The sequence below is a fragment of the Ruegeria sp. BC8 genome (assembly GCF_056535705.1).
In genome coordinates, this window is sequence record NZ_JBQFIV010000002.1 from 339,245 (window position 1) to 355,788 (window position 16,544).

A 16,544-nucleotide genomic window follows, 5' to 3' on the forward strand; every position below is an offset into this window, starting at 1 on the left:
AGGCCCGGTGTCCCCCCCCGAACTCTTTGCCCGAAACCACCGGAACTTCCGCAAGGAAAGGAGCGATCTGATGAACGCTCGAGTGTTGCCCTATGTGCTGATCCTGCCCGTGACGGCGTTTCTGTGCCTGTTCTTTCTGTATCCTTTCGTCCTGGTCGCCAAACAGGCTTTCAACACCGGCGACGGATTCACGCTGGACAATTTCCGGCAGGTGGTCGGGTACTGGAAATTCCCGATCTCGCTGCAGAATACGCTGCTGCTGGCGGCGGCGGTGGTTCCGGTGCAACTGGCGCTGGCGCTGCTGATGGCCACGATGGTCAACAAGATGCAGCGAGGGCGCGACCTGGTGCTGTATGTCTGGACCATCCCACTGGGTATCTCGGATCTGGCCGCGGGCATCATCTGGCTGGCGATCTTCGAACAGTCGGGCTTCCTGAACTCCATGCTTTCTGGGCTGGGCGTAGTGGACCGGCCGGTGAATTTCCTCAGCTATCAGCACCCCGGCGTGGTGTTCCTGGCCATCGCCCTGGCCGAGATCTGGCGCGCCACGGCGATCATGCTGGTAATCCTGGTGGCGGGGATCGGTCTGATCCCCAAGGAATACTACGAGGCGGCCGAGGTCTTTGGCGCCTCGCCCTGGAAACGCTTCACCCGCATCACGCTGCCGCTGCTGCGCCCGTCGCTGCAGACGGCACTGGTGCTGCGCGTGATCCTGGCCTTCGAGGTCTTCGCCGTGGTGCTGGCCCTGGGCGGCACCCTTTTCCCCGTCCTCATGAGCGAAACCTACGCCTATCAATTCGACCTGCTTGACAGCGGCGCAGCGGCGGCGATGGCCCTGATCATCCTCGCCATCTCGATCGGGTTCACCCTGATCATCCTGCGCGCCCTGCGTGTCCCGAAAGGAGCCACGATATGACGACCGTCACGACCGATGTCGCCGCGCCCGATACGCGCCGGGCCGGACGCTATGTCTACATCGCCGCGGTGGTGCTACTGTGCGCCTGGGTGCTGGTGCCGCTGTATTTCCTGCTGATCAACACGCTGTCTTCGCCGGAAACGGTGAACAGCTTTCCCAAGCCCTTCATCCCCGAATTCGACCTGGGGAGCCTGGGGTTCTTTGCAGGCTTCGCGGGCATCCTGACCGCGCTCAAAAACTCGATCCTGGTGGCCGGGCTGACGATGATCATGTCGATCCTGATCGGCGCGCCGGCAGGCTATGCCCTGTCGCGGTTCGACTTTCGCGGGAAAGAGGTGTTCCGCCTGCTGATCCTGCTGACCCGCGCCTTTCCGCTGCCGCTGCTGGCACTGCCCTTGGCGGTGATGTTCATCCAGACCGGGCTGGATGACACGGTATTCGGCCTGTCGCTGGTGCACACCACGTTGGCCATCCCGTTTGCGGTGCTGATCACGTTCTCGCTGTTTTCCGGCATCCCGCTGGAACTGGAAGAGGCCGCCTGGACGCTGGGCTGCACCCGGCTGACCGCCTTCACCAAGGTGGTGCTGCCGTTGATCCTGCCGGGGATCACGGCCTCGGCCATCTTCGCCTTCGTGATCTCGTGGAACGAGGTGTTCGCCGCCGCCGTCCTGACGATCGAGAACCGGACCCTGACGGCCTTTTTGCTGCAGAACCTCGACACCTCGCCGCTGCATCTGAAATTCGCGGGCGGTTTCATCCTTGTCGTTCCGGCACTGATCTTCATCTTCGCCGTGCGCAAATACCTGTTCGCCATGTGGGGCATCGCTAACCGCTGACAGCCCCAAGGAGTTGGAATAATGGCAGAAATTCAAATCAAGAATGTCGCGAAACGCTTTGGCAGCTACCAGGCGCTGCACGACATCAACCTGACCATCCAGGACCAGGAATTCATGGTTCTGCTGGGGGCCTCGGGCTGCGGCAAGACCACGCTGCTGCGGATCATCGCCGGGCTGGAGACCGCGACCGAGGGCGAGGTCTGGATCGGCGGGCGCCGGGTGGATCACCTGCCGCCCAAGGATCGGGGCATCGCCATGGTGTTCCAGAACTACGCGGTATTCCCGCATCTGACCGTGTTCGAAAACATCGGGTTCGGCCTGCGGATGCAGAAACTGCCCAATGACGAGGTCAAGCGCCGGGTCGAGCGCACGGCGGGTCTGATGCATATCGACCAGCTGCTGGGCCGCTATTCGGGCGAGCTGTCCGGCGGTCAGCGCCAGCGCGTCGCCGTGGCCCGCGCCCTGGCGATGGAGCCCGACGTGATCCTGATGGACGAGCCCCTGTCGAACCTGGACGCGCTGCTGCGGATGGAGATGCGGGCCGAGCTCAAAGGCGTTCTGGCCGAAAGCAACACCACCGCCATCTATGTCACCCACGACCAGGTCGAAGCCATGAGCATGGCCGACCGGATCAGCGTGATGCATCAGGGCAAGATCGTTCAGGCGGCCTCGCCGATCGAGGTCTACCGCAACCCGGCGGCCGAGTTCGTGGCCGGATTCATCGGCAATCCGCCGATGAACTTCCTGCCCGCCACTCCGACCAGAGACGGCAAATGGACAGTCGCGGGCCAGATCCTCGACGGGCCGTCCCGGACCACGCCGCTATATTTCGCCATCCGCCCCGAGGATCTGCGCCCAGCCGACACGGGCCTGGCCGCCACGGTCAAGGTGGTCGAACCGTTGGGCGCGCACCTTCTGGTCACCTGCAGCGTGGATGGCGCCTTGTTCCGCGCGGTTCTGGACAGCGATCTGACCGTCCGCCGCGGCGACACCCTGACCCTGGCCCCGCAGCCCGACCGGGTGCGCTGGTTCGACCCCGAAACAACCCTGGCCGTGGCCTGAGGAGCGCGCAATGAAACAGGATCTGATCGAACAGGCCCGCGCCGTTCTGGCCCGAAACGACCGGGGCGACTACACGGTGCCCACCCACGGCCTCTACCCGTTCCAGTGGAACTGGGACAGCGCGCTCAGCGCCCTTGGGTTCTCGCATTTCGACGAGGCCCGCGCCTGGCGCGAGATCGAGACCTTGTTCCGGCATCAGTGGGATGATGGCATGGTGCCGCATATCATCTTCCACGAGATGAATGACGGCTATTTCCCAGGGCCGGATGTCTGGGCCACGGGCCGCGCGGTTCCCACCTCGGGCATCACGCAGCCGGCGGTGGCCGGGTTCGCCGTGCGGCGGATCCATGCGCGGGCCAAAAACCGGGCGCTGGCCGATGCGCAGGCCCGCGCCCTGCTGCCCAAGATCCACGCCTGGCACCAATGGTTCTATACCAACCGCGACCCGCAGGGCACCGGTCTGGTCGCCATCATCCACCCGTGGGAATCGGGGCGCGACAACTCGGTCGATTGGGACGCAGCGCTGGCCCGGGTCCCGACCGAGGGCGTGGCCCCGTTCCAGCGTCGCGACGTAACCCATGCCAACCCGGCGCACAGGCCGACCGACGAAGAATACCGCCGCTATATCTGGCTGGTGCAACATTTCCGCGACCTTGGTTGGGACAATTCCAAGCTGCATGATGCCTCGCCGTTCCGGGTCGTGGACCCGGGATTCAACGCGATCCTGATCCGCTCGTGCCTTGACCTTGCTGCGCTGGCCGACGACTTGGGCGAGGCCGAGATCGCCAGCGCTTCGCGCGCCTTTGCCCAGGCGGGCATCGCGGCGATGGACGCCCTGTGGAGCGAGACCCGCGGGCAATATCTGTGCTTTGATCGGGCCACCGGGGCGCTGATCGACAGCCCCTCGATCGGCGGCTTGTTGGCGGCGTTCTGTCCCATCCCCGAGCACCGCGCGCAGGCCATCGCCCAGCGGTTGGACGCCATCGGAGCCGCAGTCCCGTATCTGGTGCCCAGCCACGACCCGGCGGCCCCTGAATTCGACGGACTAAGGTACTGGCGCGGGCCGGTCTGGCTGATCGTGAACTACATGATCGCCGATGGTCTGAAACGCGCGGGCCAGACCCGGATCGTGCAGCGGATCGTCGACGACAGCCTGCGCCTGATCGAGCAAAGCGGCTTTGCCGAGTATTACGACCCAGTCACTGCCGAACCCTGCGGCGGCAGCAGCTTTACCTGGACGGCCGCGATGGTGATCGAGATCCTGAACGCGGAAACCACCCCGGCATGAACGGCGCTGCACCGGTCCCCGCCCAATGGATACCGGACTGACCGATGGCGGGACCGTCCATTGTTTCCGCCCCCGGGCAAGCGGACTGGGTCGAGCAAGCCCTTCTTGCGGAATTGCGGGCCACTGCGCCCCAAGGAGTCAATGACAGCGTCACGCTGATTGCGCAGGACGGCGGGGGCCGGGTGGGCGGTCTGCATGGCGCCACCTCCTATGGGTGGCTGCTGATCAAGACCTTATGGATCGACCCGGCCCATCGACGCCGCGGTTTGGGCCGGCAGTTGCTGGACCACGCCTTTGCCGAGGCGCGCCGGCGCGGGTGTCACTCTGCGTGGCTGGACACATCCAACCCGGCCGCCGCGCGGTTCTATCAGGCTTTGGGCTTCGAGCCCTTTGGTCGCCTGGCCAACACGCCCACGCAAAGCCCGCCCGGACATTGCCGCTGGTTCTTGTGGCGCCCCTTGCCGTAGCCTTGGGCACGCCGCCCTCACAACCGTTTGGCCGGGTCGAACACCTGCTGCCACCGCTGTGCATAGCGGGATCTGTCAGCCTTGGGCACAAGGGAGGGAACCACCGGAGGCGTACCCGCCAGAACCGCCTCGATCGACTTGCGCCACGCCTTGGGATCGGACCCGCACGGGATCACGCCGCTTGCCCCGATCCGGTCACGCAGACCGTCGACCATGCTGACGATGACCGGACGCCGCGCCGCGCGCGCCTCATCCGCCACCAACCCGTAGGCCTCCCACCGCGAGGGCATCGCCACCACATCAACGGCCCCATAGGCTTCGGCCGGGTCGTCGGCGTGGCCCCGAAACTCGATCCGCCGGTCACCTGCGGCCAAGGCTGCAAGGCGGTCGCGCTGGCTGCCTTCGCCGAAGATCACAAGCCGTGCATCGGGGTTGGGGCACATGCGAAATCCTTCGATCAGCAGATCGAAGCCTTTCTGCGGCTCGAGCCGTCCGATCGCACCGATGACCCGGGCCGCCTCGACCGGCCCGGCTGCGCGCGCAACTGCGCTCAGGTCAACCTGCGGCGAGATCACGCTCAGTTTGGATGCCGGGGCCAACCGACGTTCGGCCATCCAGCCGGCCTGCGCCTTGCTGACGGCGATGACCTGATCGAACAACGAATAGGTCACGCGCAGCATCGCAAAGAACCGCCGCTTGTGCGGCACATTCAAGGCGGTGAAAGACCGGGTATAGCTGTGTTCGACATGCACCAGCCGCGTGGTGGGATGCATCGCCCGCAGGGCCGAGAACGCCGGCAGGCAACGCCAGCCGGGGGCGATGTGGCACACGATGACATCGGCGTCGAAACTGCCCCAGCTGAAGGCGGTCCGCTTGACCGGGCGAACCTCTTGGTGGACTTCGTCGGCCAGTTCGGGCAGCTGCGCAAGATGGTCGAGCATACGCATGACCCCACCGGCCGTGGTGTCATCAACAAGGTGAAGAACGGTGATCTTGGACATTTGGAAACCTCGGTTCAGATGGAAGTCTGGCGGCGCATGAGGCGACCGGCTTGAACAACAGGCGCTGGCCCGACCGCGCGCAGGGCTGCGGCCGCGATGATGGTGGTCAACGTTTTGGCGGGTTGTTCGATCACGGGCAGGGCGCTGGTTGAAACCGACCGCTGCGCAAGCTCCCAGGCCTTGTGCGCATCCAGATTGCTGACCGCGCGGCGGGCAAGATAGCGCAGCTGATAGGCGCGCGCCGCCGCCTCGTGCCGGGCAAAGAATTCGGGGTTCAGCGGACGCAGCTTGTCAACCATCCGCTCCCACGCCTGCAACTGCCGGTCCAAGGCCGCCGACAGGCCGGTCGCATGGATCCGGTAGCGGGTCAGCAACCCCGGTACGCCTCCGATTTGCCAATCCGTCGTCAGCATCAGCCGCAGCCAGCATTCGATGTCCTCGGACTGACGAAAGGTTTCGTCAAAGACCCAGTCGCGCTTGGTTTCGAACGCCGGTCGGTAGGCCAGATCGAGCAAGGCGGATTTGCGCATCACCGCTGCTGATCCATTGCCGATCGGGTTGCGTTTCAGGACATGTGCCGCCGTCACGTCCCGCAGGCGCGGCGACTGGCGGACGCGCATCAACCGACCACCCTCGTCGACCATGGCACTGCCGGAATAGCTGATCGCAACGTCGGGTTCGGCCTGCAGGTGGCGCACATGGGTGGCCAGCTTTTCGGGCAGCCACAGATCGTCGGCGTCGCAAAAGCCAACGAACTCTCCCCGCGCGGCCGCGATGCCGGTATTGCGCGCCCCGGCGAGGCCGCGGTTTTCCTGCCGGATCACCCGCACTTTTGGGTCGGTCGCATGGGCGCGGGCAATGGCGGGTGTTTCGTCCTGCGAGCCGTCATCCACGATGATGATTTCGAAATCATCATGGGTCTGCGACAGAAGCGAGGCCAGAGTCTCGGCCAGGGTCGCGGCGGTGTTGTAGGCGGGAACGATGATGGATGCCTGGGGCATTTTGGGTCTCCTGGTTGGGATCAGCGGGCAAACAGCGCTTGACGGATCGGGCGGGGCAGGGCGGGGGCCAGTGCCGCGCCAAGTGCAGTGGGTACACCGCGGCGGATTGGGTTGAGAAAGCTGCGCGCGCTCAGCGCCAGTCCGGCGCGGGCATAGGCGCGGGCCATCGACGGTTCCGCGCCCAGACGCAGCGCGCGCCGGGCCAGATACCGCAAATAGATCGCCTCGGACGCGGGCGACGGCGCAACGCCGTAGCGGGCCGCCGTTGCAACCGCCCGTGCGCGCCCGGCCCGCATCGCCTCGAGGTCCGAAGACAGACCGCTGCCGCTGGTCCGGTACCAGACCTGCAGGCGATCAACCCCGGTGATCACGTGGCCTTCGCCCGCCAAGCGGATCAGCAGCTCGAGATCTTCGTTGTGGACCGCTGCCGGGCTCAACCCGCCGACGGCAGCGAACACCTGGCGGCGCACTGCAAGGTTCGACATCGTGCACACCGCATTTTCCGCCAGCAGGTCCAGAATGGTCAGGGGATCGGTGGGAACCGTCGAGCGCGTCGGACAATCGCCGGGGGTTTCGGAAAAGAACCCGATCTGGCCAAAGGCCGCATCAATGCCGGTATCTGCAAACACCCGGTCCAGGTGGGCCAGCTTGTCCGTGACCCACAGGTCATCCGCATCGCAGAACGCCAGGATGTCGCCGGTGGCCACTGCCGCACCATGGTTGCGTGCAGAGCTGGGGCCGCGATTGGGGTTGGTCTCAACCCGCACCCGGGCGTCCCGCGCGCAAAATTGCCGGACAACTTCGGTCGTCTGGCGCGAGGGCTTGTCGCCCACGCAGATGAGTTCGAAATCCGAAAAGCTCTGCCCCAGCAGGCTGTTCAGGGTGGCGGCAATGGTTGCCGCGTCATTGTGGAAGGGCACGATGATGGAAAACCGGGTCATTGGGCGCGTGCCTCCTGAGTAATTGCAGAACCCCGCGGCAGCAGCGTCCAGGATGCGGCCAGCATGATGGCGCTGCAGGTGCAGACATACCCGACGGCGACGGGCATCAGGCCGAGCGGCGCCATCAGGGCGGTATTTGCGATCAGGCCCACGGCCAGCACCGTGCTGACCCGCAATTCGGTGACGGGGCGGTTTTCCGACCGCAGCCAACCGGCGACCGCCGACCAGATCACCGTCGGCAGGGCCGCAAGGCAAAGAACCGACACCACTGAGGCGATCTCGGCCCAGCCCTGTCCTAGCAGCAGCGGCACATAGACCGGGGCCAGCGCCGCCTGCAGCAGAACCAGCGGCGTCAGGATCAGCAGCGACAGGCCCAGCCCGTGGCGCAGCGCTCCATGCTTGTCTTCGGCCGCGCACAGATGCGGGAACAGAACAACCGAGAAGGCTTGCGTGAAAGAAGTGGCCAGCCCGAGCCCCGCATTGAAGGCCATGAAATAGATGCCAAGCGCCTCGGCGCCCATCATGGCCCCCACCACCAGCTTGTCTGCCTGCAGGCGCAGAACCTTGACCAGTTCGACGCCCAGAACAGCCCAGCCGTAGACCACGAAAGGTTTCAAGGCTGCGAACCCGGCCCGGCGATCAGGCGACCACCGACGCAGGCGGCGCATCAGCACCAGCCAGACAGGTGCAGTCAGAAGACGCGGAAGGACCAGCGCCAGAGGCGAGGCCCAGACCACCGCCAGCAGCGCCGTCAGAGCATTGGCCCCCACGACTTGCCCGCCGGCGATCGCGGCGGTCTGCTGCAGCTTGCCCTCGCGCATTGCCAGTGCGGCCTGAACCAGGCCCGCCGGCATGAACAGGTATTCGCCGGCCAGCACCACCATCAGCATCGCCAGCATCGTATGGCCAATGACGAATAGCACCGCCGCGACCGCCAGTTGCAGCAGGCACAGCCCCGCGCACCAGACCCAGAAGATGCGGTGCGCCGTGTTGCACCGCTGTGCCAGCTCGTCGGACGGGGCCTGAATGATACGCTGGTTCACCCCATTCTCGGTCAGCGCCTTGAGGATGTCGCCCGCCGCCAGAGCCGCTGCGGCCAGACCGATCGCTTCGGGGCTGAGGGTACGGGCAACGGCCACCACGACGACCAGGCGCGACGCCTTCGCCACCACTTCAGAGGCGGTGTAGGCCAACAGGTGCCGCAGAAAACCGGATTGTGCAAAGCTGTGCGTCATGACGCCGTAACCCCGAAAAACAGTTGTTGGTTACGTTTTACGGGTGGCATAGGCCTGTGTCCCGGACGCGGTCGGACGGGGCAGGGGACCGTTCGGAGAGGGACCTATCCGAATGAGACAAACCGCCATCCCGATGCCGGGCTGACGCAGGGCGCGCGGCGCGGTTTATCTTCTGTGAAAGATCAGGAGATGAAAATGACCATGAATTTCAAGACCTTCCTTATTACGGCCGTCAGCGCCTCGACCCTGCTGGGGTGCAGCAGCATGCAGACCCCGCGCAACATCGAAGCCGTATCACGCGGCGAAAGCTATCAGGCGCAATACCGCGAACCCGGACGTCGGCGGGGCGATACGCCATTGCTGCAGGCTGCCGCGATGAACGTCCAGACCTGCATGCCGCAGGCCGGCGAACAGGGCGCAAATGCCTATGCGAAATGGGCGCAACCGGCGCTCAGCCCCTTGCTGGGCGAGAAACTGTCGCGAAACGACATGGTCCAGATCACCATCGAGGGGGACGACCTGCTGAGCGACGCTTATGTCGTTTCGCGTGACGGAGACCTCAAGCTGCCCTACCTGCCGCCCGTGCGCGCCCAGGGCCGCACCACCGAGCAGGTCGAACAAGAGGTGGCCCGCGTTCTGGTTGCGGCCCAGTTCTATGACACCGAACCCCGCGTAACCGTGCGGGTCAGCGATTTCGCCTCGGTGACCGTGGGTGTGCGTGGCGCGGTGTTCGAGCCGCACTCGGTCGAGATCGGTGGCGTTCCGGGCGATTCCCTCGACCGTCGGCGCCAGGGCGCGCTGGGGGCCTCGACCGAGGGGCGCAACCTGTCGGTGGCGCTGCGGGCCGCGGGCGGGGTGCGGCCGGATGCCGACCTGTCAGCGGTCGTGCTGCACCGCCAGGGGCGCATCTATCGCATGGATCTGCGCGGTGTGTTCGAAGGATCGGACCCGACCGACATCATGCTGCTGACCGGCGACCAGATCGTAGTCAACAGCCGTGGGTGTTTCCAGGACGCGCTGATGCGCCCCAGCCCGATCAGCCCGCCCGGCGTGACACTGTATATGTCGAACCTGACCCAACCCGCTGCGGGCAATGCCGAATCCGCCATCGGGCGCGACGTGCGTGAAGTGCCTTATGGCACCCGTTTCCTGCAGGCCGTGGTCGACAGCAACTGCGTCGGCGGGTCGAAGACGACAAACGCCAACCGCAGTGCAGTGCTGTTCACGCGCAACCCCGTGACCGGGTCCTCGGTCGTCATCGAGCGCAATATCGAAAAGCTGCTGCGGCGCGGAGACCGCGACGACTTCGATCCCTATGTTCTGCCGGGTGATGCCGTGGCCTGCTATGACAGCAAGGTCACCGGAGTGACTGAAATCGCCCGGTCGCTGGGCATCGTCGGGGCCGCTGCACTGCTTATCCCTTGATCGCACCGGGGGCGGGCAGGGCAGCCTTTGCCCGCTCCCAAATCACGGGCAGACCGTTCAACAGATGGGCGACCTGCCGACGGTCTGCGGATTTTGCGGCCATCTCGAGCGCGATCAGCGCATCACGGAACCCCATCGCACCAAAGGTCGCCGCGCTTCCCGCCAGCCTGTGACACTGCTGCGCGATCTGGTCCAGATCGGCTTCACCCCCGTCCAGCCCGGCAAGCTGCGCGACTACGGCATCCCCTTCGGACAGGTACTTACCAAGCAACCGGTCAAAGACGTCGGCGCCGAGGTTGGCGCGCAGATCTCCGATATGATCCGTTTCGTCCTCGGACCGGGTCGAAGCTCCGGGGCCGGTGGCCACCGACAAGACCTTGCGCAAGGCATCCAGGGCAATCGGCTTGCCGACAAAGGCTGTCATACCGGCGGCGCGGAACGCGTCGACCGCATCAGGCAGCACGTTGGCCGAAACGGCAATGATCGGTATCTCCGCCGAAGGCCCGCCCCCGCTGCGGATGTGGCGCGTGGCCGTCGGGCCGTCCATGACCGGCATGCTGATATCCATCAGGATCACGTCGAACCGATGCGCAGCCGCCGCGTCCACGCCCAGTTGGCCGTTCTCGGCAACCGTCACCCGGTGACCGTCCAGTTTCAGCATGTTACAGATCACTTCGCGGTTGATCTCGTTGTCTTCAACCACCAGCACGTCCAACGGCTGGGCGTGCTGAACCTTTGGCTGGTCTCTGTCTACGTTGGCGTCCAATTCCGCGTCCTGCAGCGGCAGACGAACCCAGAACACGCTGCCCTCGCCGGGCGTGCTTTCAACGCCGATCTCTCCGCCCATGGCCTCAGCAAACCGACGTGCGATGCCCAGGCCCAGACCGGTGCCCCCGGTGGCCCGACCGATGCTTGGATCGCTGGTGTGAAAATCATCAAAGATGACGTCGACCTCATCCGGGCCGATACCGATACCCGTGTCGATGATGCGGAATTCAAAGATGTTGGCACCGGCAGAGGCGCCAGGCTCGGTTACTTCGACCTCGATCGAGATCCGGCCGTTTTCGGTGAACTTGATGGCATTGCCCACAAGATTCAGAAGAATCTGCCGCAACCTTTGGGCATCGGCGGCAACGCAGGGACGCGTCTCGCCCACCCATTGCCACGAGATGGAGTTCCCACGCGAGGCAGCGTTGCCGCTTTGACCGTCCACAATCTCTTGCAGGATGTCGTTCAGGTTCGAGGGCTGCAACGCCACCGACAGTTTCCCGGCCTCGAACCGGGCGATGTCCAGAACGGTGTCGACGTGGTTAAGGAGGATCTGACCCGAGATTTCCATATTCTCGACAAACCGCGCCTGTTCCCGGGTTGTGCGGGTGTTTTTTAGCAGCGTGAGGTTGCCCAGCAGCCCGTTCAGCGGCGTGCGGATCTCGTGGCTCATCACGGTCAGGAAATCGGCCTTGGCCTTTTCGCCGGCAAGGGCCTGGTCGCGGGCATGGATCAGTTCCTGCTGCGCCGCCACCTGCTGCGAGATGTCGCGGACAAAGCCGATGACGATTTCCTGATCGCCCGCCCGGGCCGACTGCAGCGCCAGTTCGACCGGGAACTGCTCGCCATTCGCGCGCATCGCCTCCAACTGGACACGGCCTTTGCCGACGACATGACGTTCCCCGCCAGACTGCATGCGCACCATGCCGGCGCGATGTGCCTCACGCAGATGCGGCGGCACGATCAGGCCACCGATCGAGCGCCCCCGAGCCTGATCCGCCGCATAGCCGAATATTGCCTCGGCGGCTGGGTTGAACTCGATCACGTCGCCCTTGGCATCGACCACGATCACCCCGTCCAACGAGGTGGAGAGTATCGTGTTCATCCGTTCATTCGCCTGCCGCAGGGCCCGGCCACGCCGCGTGGCGCGTCGGTTGACTACCAGAAGATAGGCGCTGACGGCGCCCAGGGTCAGAAGCAAGGCCCCCGACAGAATCGCCAACCGCAGCAGGTTTGCCGCCGTCTGGATGCGCTGCTGGTCCGACTCGGTGGCAAAATACGAGATGCCCGAAACGGCCAACGTGCGGACATGCGGACCGATCTCAAGGGCGGCGCGTTTCAGATCGTCCAGTTTTTCGGACAGCTCCGCATCCGGCGCGTCGATCAAGGGGATCGCGGCGTTCAGGTGCCGGGTCACCCGCTCCAACGGCAGGCGGAACCGGTCATCCTGACGCAACGGCTGGAATACGCGTGATTGGGCCAGTGTATCGACACGGCTGTAAAACAGATCGAACCGCCGGCGCACCAGATCCAACGTGCCATTTTGCGCGTCCTGCGCCGCCGACGCGGTTTCCAGAGCGTTCAGGTACGACAGATAGTCGACCTCGACCTGCGACAGCGTCCATTGGACATTGTCCGAAGGCGCCGCTCGCCGGTCGTTGAAATCGGTAAACACCTGCGCCGACAACCACGCCACCGCGACCAGACCCAACAAAACGCCGAAGCCGATGAGCCCGAAGACCCATCGGCGGCGCAAAACCTGCGTATCGGTATCGCTCAATCCGAGCCTCATCGATTGTTCACTGCGCTTTACTCATTACTGCACTCATTCCGGTTGCAAGCTATTTAACGACCTCAAGACGATCGAGTTGCCAGATGCTGCGCGAATAGGTCACCTCGGTCTGGTATTTCGGGTCGCTGTCATAGGGGTAGACGATCCACAGCGGGCCCTTCTGCCGGCGCGACATCTCGGCGCCGTCCATCTCATAGGCCACAATCGGGTCGCTTTCGGTGACCGAGTCCATGGGGATTTCGACCGCATAGTCGTTGATCGCCGTGGCGCGGATCATGCTTCCATCGGCACCGACTGCTTGTAACACCACCGACAACGGTACGCCGACAAAGGTGTTCTCACCTTCAGTCCAGATCGTCGAGGTCGCAAAAGTCCGCGCGGGCAAGGATTTCAACATGTCCATGTCGAACCGCGCACCATCCTCAGCTCCGGACTGGGTCAGGTTGCCGGTGATCGTCAGAACCACGTCTCCGGTGGGTTCGGCCAGATCCTGGGCCTGTGCCTGGCCCAAGGTCAGAATCATTGCCAGGGCTGCAAGTAAAATCCGCATTTCATTCTCCTAGTGTCCAACTGCACAAGATCAGAAAGCGTGACCGGGCAACAGTCGGGCATCGGGATAAGCACCTATCCAAACGGATAGGTGCCCGCCGTTACGCAGCCGGGCGCAGGTGGCCCATGCGCTGTGCCATGATCCGCTCAAACCCTTCGCGCAGCTCTGACCGCTGCAGGGCAAAGACCGCGGTGGCCTCAAGATATCCGGCGACCGACCCGCAGTCGAAGCGTTCACCCGCAAAGGCGTAGCCCGAGCAGCCAGCGGTTTGGATATCCGCAGCGATGGCGTCGGTCAGCTGGATTTCATTTCCCGCACCCGGTGCCTGGCCGGCCAGTCGATCAAAGATCGACGGCTGCAGGATATACCGCCCGACGATGCCGTAGTTCGACGGCGCCTGCTCGGGGCTGGGCTTTTCGACCAGGCCGCGCAGCTTTTGCACACGCCCGGCCTGCAGAGCGATATCGACGACGCCGTAGGACCCGATCCTGTCGGACGGCACGGATTGGGTCGCAACCATGTGGCCGCTCTGGTCACAATAGCTTTGGACCATCTGTGACAGGGCCGGGCGTCGGGCGCCGATGACGTCATCGGGCAGGATCACCGCAAACGGCTCATTGCCCACACACTCGCGCGCCAGCGACACCGCATGGCCCAAACCACGGGGCGCGTCCTGCCGGACAAAGCAGTATTTGCCATCCTCCAGATCGGCGCAGCGCAGGTTGTTCAACAGCTCGGTCTTGCCACCATCCTTCAACTTGCGTTCAAGCGCCGTATTCCGCCCGAAATAGGCCTCGAGCGCGGTTTTCTCGGGTGACGTGATGAAGATGAATTCTTCAATCCCGGCCGCGCGCGCCTCGTCGACGGCATATTGGATCAGCGGGCGGTCGATCAGGGGCAGCATTTCCTTGGCCACGGTCTTGGTCGCGGGTAGAAACCTTGTGCCCAGTCCGGCGACAGGAAAGACGGCTTTGCGAATCTTGGTCATATCAATTCTCCTTGGGTTTTCTCAGTAGGCGCCGCGGCCGGACACGACGGCCCGCACGGTCATGGCAATCAGCATCAGATCCAGAAGGGCCGAGCGGGACCGCACATAGGCCGTGTCCAGGTCGATCATCCGGTCAAAGTCGATGGCAGCCCGGCCCGACACCTGCCAGAGGCCGGTGATCCCGGGGCGGACGGCCAGGCGTTCAAGCGCGCGGGGCGGGTATTTGGCGACCTCCTCGGGCAGGGCAGGCCGCGGTCCGACGATCGACATGTCGCCCTTCAACACGTTGAGGATCTGCGGCAGCTCATCCAGCGAAAAGCGGCGCAGAACCTTGCCCACCCGTGTGACACGCGGATCGTGACGGGCCTTGAAGCACACGCCTGCGCGGTCGGACTGCGCCAGGAGGCTTGCCCTTTGCGCTTCGGCGTCTGTGGTCATCGAGCGGAACTTGTAGACGGTGAAAGGCACCCCGTTCCTTCCCACCCGTGTCTGCCGGAACAGGGCCGGGCCGCGGCTGTCCAGCCGGACAAGGGCGGCAATGGCCAGCATCGGCAGGGCCAGAACCGTCATGGCCGCCAGCGCGACGGTCAGGTCAAGAATACGGCTGGGCGTCAGCCCGCCAAGAGCCTGGGCGACGCACCGTCCCAGAAATTCGAAATTTCCGATCAGATAGCGGCGGGCCATGCGGCGTGGCTCCATCGCCAACCGCCACGCCCATTCCATCCGAACCCGCCGTACGATCCCGGGCGCCCGCCGGACGTTGCCCGCCAGAAAGTCGAACAACGCGCCGACACCCAGCACCAGGTTCGGGTTCAGCCGTGCGCGGTGCCGCGCAATCCACAGTTCTTGCAACGGAACGCCCATGGCCACCAGCAGGATGTCTGCGCCGGACTGGTTGATCTCGTCCAAGGCTTCGTCCGTCCGTTCGATGCCCCCAAACCCGTCGCGGCAACCGGCAATCCTCAGGCCGGGCGCCATGTCTTGCAGGCGCGCTGCCGCGGCCTGTGCGGTGCCGGGCGTTCCGCCCAGCAGATAGACCGGCTGCCCCAGCTTGGCCGCGCGCCGGACCAGGCGCGGGACAATGTCGGTTCCGTTCAGGTTCTCGGCCAGGCGTTCGCCCTGCATCGCGGCGGCAAGCTCGACCCCGATCCCGTCGGGCAGGACGAGGTCGGCTTGCGTCAGGGCTGCTCGATATTGGTCATTCTTTGCCCGGACATTTGCGCAATGGGCGTTCAGGAAAAAGACGGTCCGGCGGTGACCATCCAAAAGCGTGGTGATGACCGGCCCGGACTCTGCATTCACCACCGGTTGCCCGAGGATTTCGGTGATCGGCAGCGCGGTGCCGGGCGTGGTGTGTGCGCCGTCGAAAAGGGCGTGAGCGGCTTGAAAGTGCATGGAACTCTCCGAACATGAACTGAACTGTTGCCCTGAACCTGCCCGCTGTGCCGGGACCGCAACAGACGAGCATCGGGAGAGCACGCGGAGAAATCGGCTGACTGACACGGCCCGGATGCGGCACCGCGTGGAAATTGGGCCAGTTGCTCCTATCCGATCGGGTATCGGCCTGTCCGTTCGGTAGGCTTCACCGCCAATCATCAATGGTTTATTAACCTTTTCAGGTCTGGGTGGAGGCACATGGAGTTCATTGATGAAAGTTCTTATCGCCGACGATCACGAACTGGTCCTGGACACGCTCGTCGCCTTCATCGAGGCCGCGGGTGGGATCGAACCCACCACCGCGCCGGATTTTACGACCGCAAAGGCCAAGATCGAATCCGAAGGTCCGTTTGATCTGGTTCTGCTGGATCTGAACATGCCGGGCATGAACGGGCTGAGCGGGTTGGAAACCTGCATTGGCATGGATCGCGCGCGGCATGTGGCGCTGTTCACCGGCGATGCCTCGCGCGATCTGGCTGAACGTGCGCTCGAGCTGGGGGCAGCCGGGTTCGTGCCCAAGACCCTGCCGGCCAAGTCTCTGGTAAACGCCATCCGTTTCATGGCCATGGGTGAGCAATATCTGCCCGTCGGTTTCATGAGCGCCGAGCAACCGAACGACACCCACCCGATGGCCAAGAAACTGACCGAGCGCGAGCGCCAGGTCCTCAAAGGTCTGACCGAGGGCAAGTCGAACAAGGAGATCGCCCGCGATCTGGACCTGTCCGAGCCCACGATCAAGCTGCATGTGAAAACGCTGTACCGCAAAGTGGGTGTCAGCAACCGTACTCAGGCCGCGATGGCCGCGCGCGAGGCGGGCCTGTTCTGACCCGCGCCCAT

General features: G+C 64.5%; 15 protein-coding genes. 7 read left to right on the forward strand and 8 right to left on the reverse strand.

From position 1 onward, the window contains the following. Positions 1–70: 70 nt before the first annotated feature. Genes ACR3EK_RS18760 through ACR3EK_RS18780 form a run of 5 tightly spaced genes read left to right on the forward strand, consistent with a single transcriptional unit; the run spans position 71 to position 4,569 of the window. The gene (locus tag ACR3EK_RS18760; RefSeq protein ID WP_170341551.1) at positions 71–916 is read left to right on the forward strand and encodes a carbohydrate ABC transporter permease; all 846 of its coding nucleotides are present in this window, start codon (positions 71–73) and stop codon (positions 914–916) included. Then, positions 913–1,752 carry a carbohydrate ABC transporter permease gene (locus tag ACR3EK_RS18765; RefSeq protein ID WP_170599929.1) on the forward strand — a complete coding sequence of 280 codons (840 nt, stop codon included), beginning with the start codon at positions 913–915 and terminating at the stop codon, positions 1,750–1,752. Before ACR3EK_RS18760 ends, ACR3EK_RS18765 begins: the two co-directional genes overlap by 4 nt. 21 nt (positions 1,753–1,773) lie before the next feature. Further along, positions 1,774–2,814, forward strand: a complete 1,041-nt coding sequence (locus tag ACR3EK_RS18770) for an ABC transporter ATP-binding protein (RefSeq protein WP_480634227.1) — start codon at positions 1,774–1,776, stop codon at positions 2,812–2,814. Between the two features lie 10 nt (positions 2,815–2,824). Beyond that, positions 2,825–4,102: an amylo-alpha-1,6-glucosidase gene (locus tag ACR3EK_RS18775; protein WP_480634228.1), complete on the forward strand. Its 1,278-nt coding sequence runs from the start codon at positions 2,825–2,827 to the stop codon at positions 4,100–4,102. A 44-nt stretch (positions 4,103–4,146) separates the two neighbouring features. Next, positions 4,147–4,569, forward strand: coding sequence for a GNAT family N-acetyltransferase (locus tag ACR3EK_RS18780; RefSeq protein WP_480634229.1), 423 nt, complete (start codon positions 4,147–4,149; stop codon positions 4,567–4,569). Positions 4,570–4,586: 17 nt separating this feature from the next. On the opposite strand, the gene ACR3EK_RS18785 is transcribed toward ACR3EK_RS18780, so the two are convergent. From ACR3EK_RS18785 to ACR3EK_RS18800, 4 genes are read right to left on the reverse strand one after another with little or no spacing between them, the layout of a single operon-like run. Next, a complete protein-coding gene (locus ACR3EK_RS18785; RefSeq protein ID WP_480634230.1) occupies positions 4,587–5,570 on the reverse strand; it encodes a glycosyltransferase family 4 protein in 984 nt (327 codons plus the stop codon). A gap of 14 nt (positions 5,571–5,584) precedes the next feature. After that, the gene (locus tag ACR3EK_RS18790; protein ID WP_480634231.1) at positions 5,585–6,571 is read right to left on the reverse strand and encodes a glycosyltransferase family 2 protein; all 987 of its coding nucleotides are present in this window, start codon (positions 6,569–6,571) and stop codon (positions 5,585–5,587) included. Between the two features lie 20 nt (positions 6,572–6,591). After that, complete coding sequence (locus ACR3EK_RS18795) at positions 6,592–7,512, reverse strand: glycosyltransferase family 2 protein (protein ID WP_480634232.1); 921 nt, start codon at positions 7,510–7,512, stop codon at positions 6,592–6,594. Then, positions 7,509–8,747, reverse strand: a complete 1,239-nt coding sequence (locus ACR3EK_RS18800; RefSeq protein WP_480634233.1) for an oligosaccharide flippase family protein — start codon at positions 8,745–8,747, stop codon at positions 7,509–7,511. Before ACR3EK_RS18800 ends, ACR3EK_RS18795 begins: the two co-directional genes overlap by 4 nt. A 195-nt stretch (positions 8,748–8,942) precedes the next feature. Between ACR3EK_RS18800 and ACR3EK_RS18805 the strand changes: the two genes are divergently transcribed. Then, positions 8,943–10,172 (forward strand): polysaccharide biosynthesis/export family protein, encoded by a 1,230-nt coding sequence (locus ACR3EK_RS18805; RefSeq protein ID WP_480634234.1) that lies wholly within the window; start codon positions 8,943–8,945, stop codon positions 10,170–10,172. Here ACR3EK_RS18805 and ACR3EK_RS18810 read toward each other — a convergent pair. From ACR3EK_RS18810 to ACR3EK_RS18825, 4 genes are all read right to left on the reverse strand, one after another. Continuing rightward, complete coding sequence (locus tag ACR3EK_RS18810; RefSeq protein ID WP_480634235.1) at positions 10,162–12,720, reverse strand: hybrid sensor histidine kinase/response regulator; 2,559 nt, start codon at positions 12,718–12,720, stop codon at positions 10,162–10,164. The two genes, ACR3EK_RS18805 and ACR3EK_RS18810, sit on opposite strands and share 11 nt — an antisense overlap. A 61-nt stretch (positions 12,721–12,781) precedes the next feature. Further along, positions 12,782–13,282 (reverse strand): putative pterin-binding protein, encoded by a 501-nt coding sequence (locus tag ACR3EK_RS18815; RefSeq protein WP_254429016.1) that lies wholly within the window; start codon positions 13,280–13,282, stop codon positions 12,782–12,784. 100 nt (positions 13,283–13,382) lie between these two features. Beyond that, positions 13,383–14,270 carry a UTP--glucose-1-phosphate uridylyltransferase gene (locus ACR3EK_RS18820; protein WP_170582740.1) on the reverse strand — a complete coding sequence of 296 codons (888 nt, stop codon included), beginning with the start codon at positions 14,268–14,270 and terminating at the stop codon, positions 13,383–13,385. A 21-nt stretch (positions 14,271–14,291) separates the two neighbouring features. Beyond that, positions 14,292–15,665 carry a WecB/TagA/CpsF family glycosyltransferase gene (locus ACR3EK_RS18825; RefSeq protein WP_480634236.1) on the reverse strand — a complete coding sequence of 458 codons (1,374 nt, stop codon included), beginning with the start codon at positions 15,663–15,665 and terminating at the stop codon, positions 14,292–14,294. A 253-nt stretch (positions 15,666–15,918) separates the two neighbouring features. Between ACR3EK_RS18825 and ACR3EK_RS18830 the strand changes: the two genes are divergently transcribed. After that, a complete protein-coding gene (locus ACR3EK_RS18830; protein WP_170448063.1) occupies positions 15,919–16,533 on the forward strand; it encodes a response regulator transcription factor in 615 nt (204 codons plus the stop codon). Positions 16,534–16,544 lie beyond the last annotated feature (11 nt).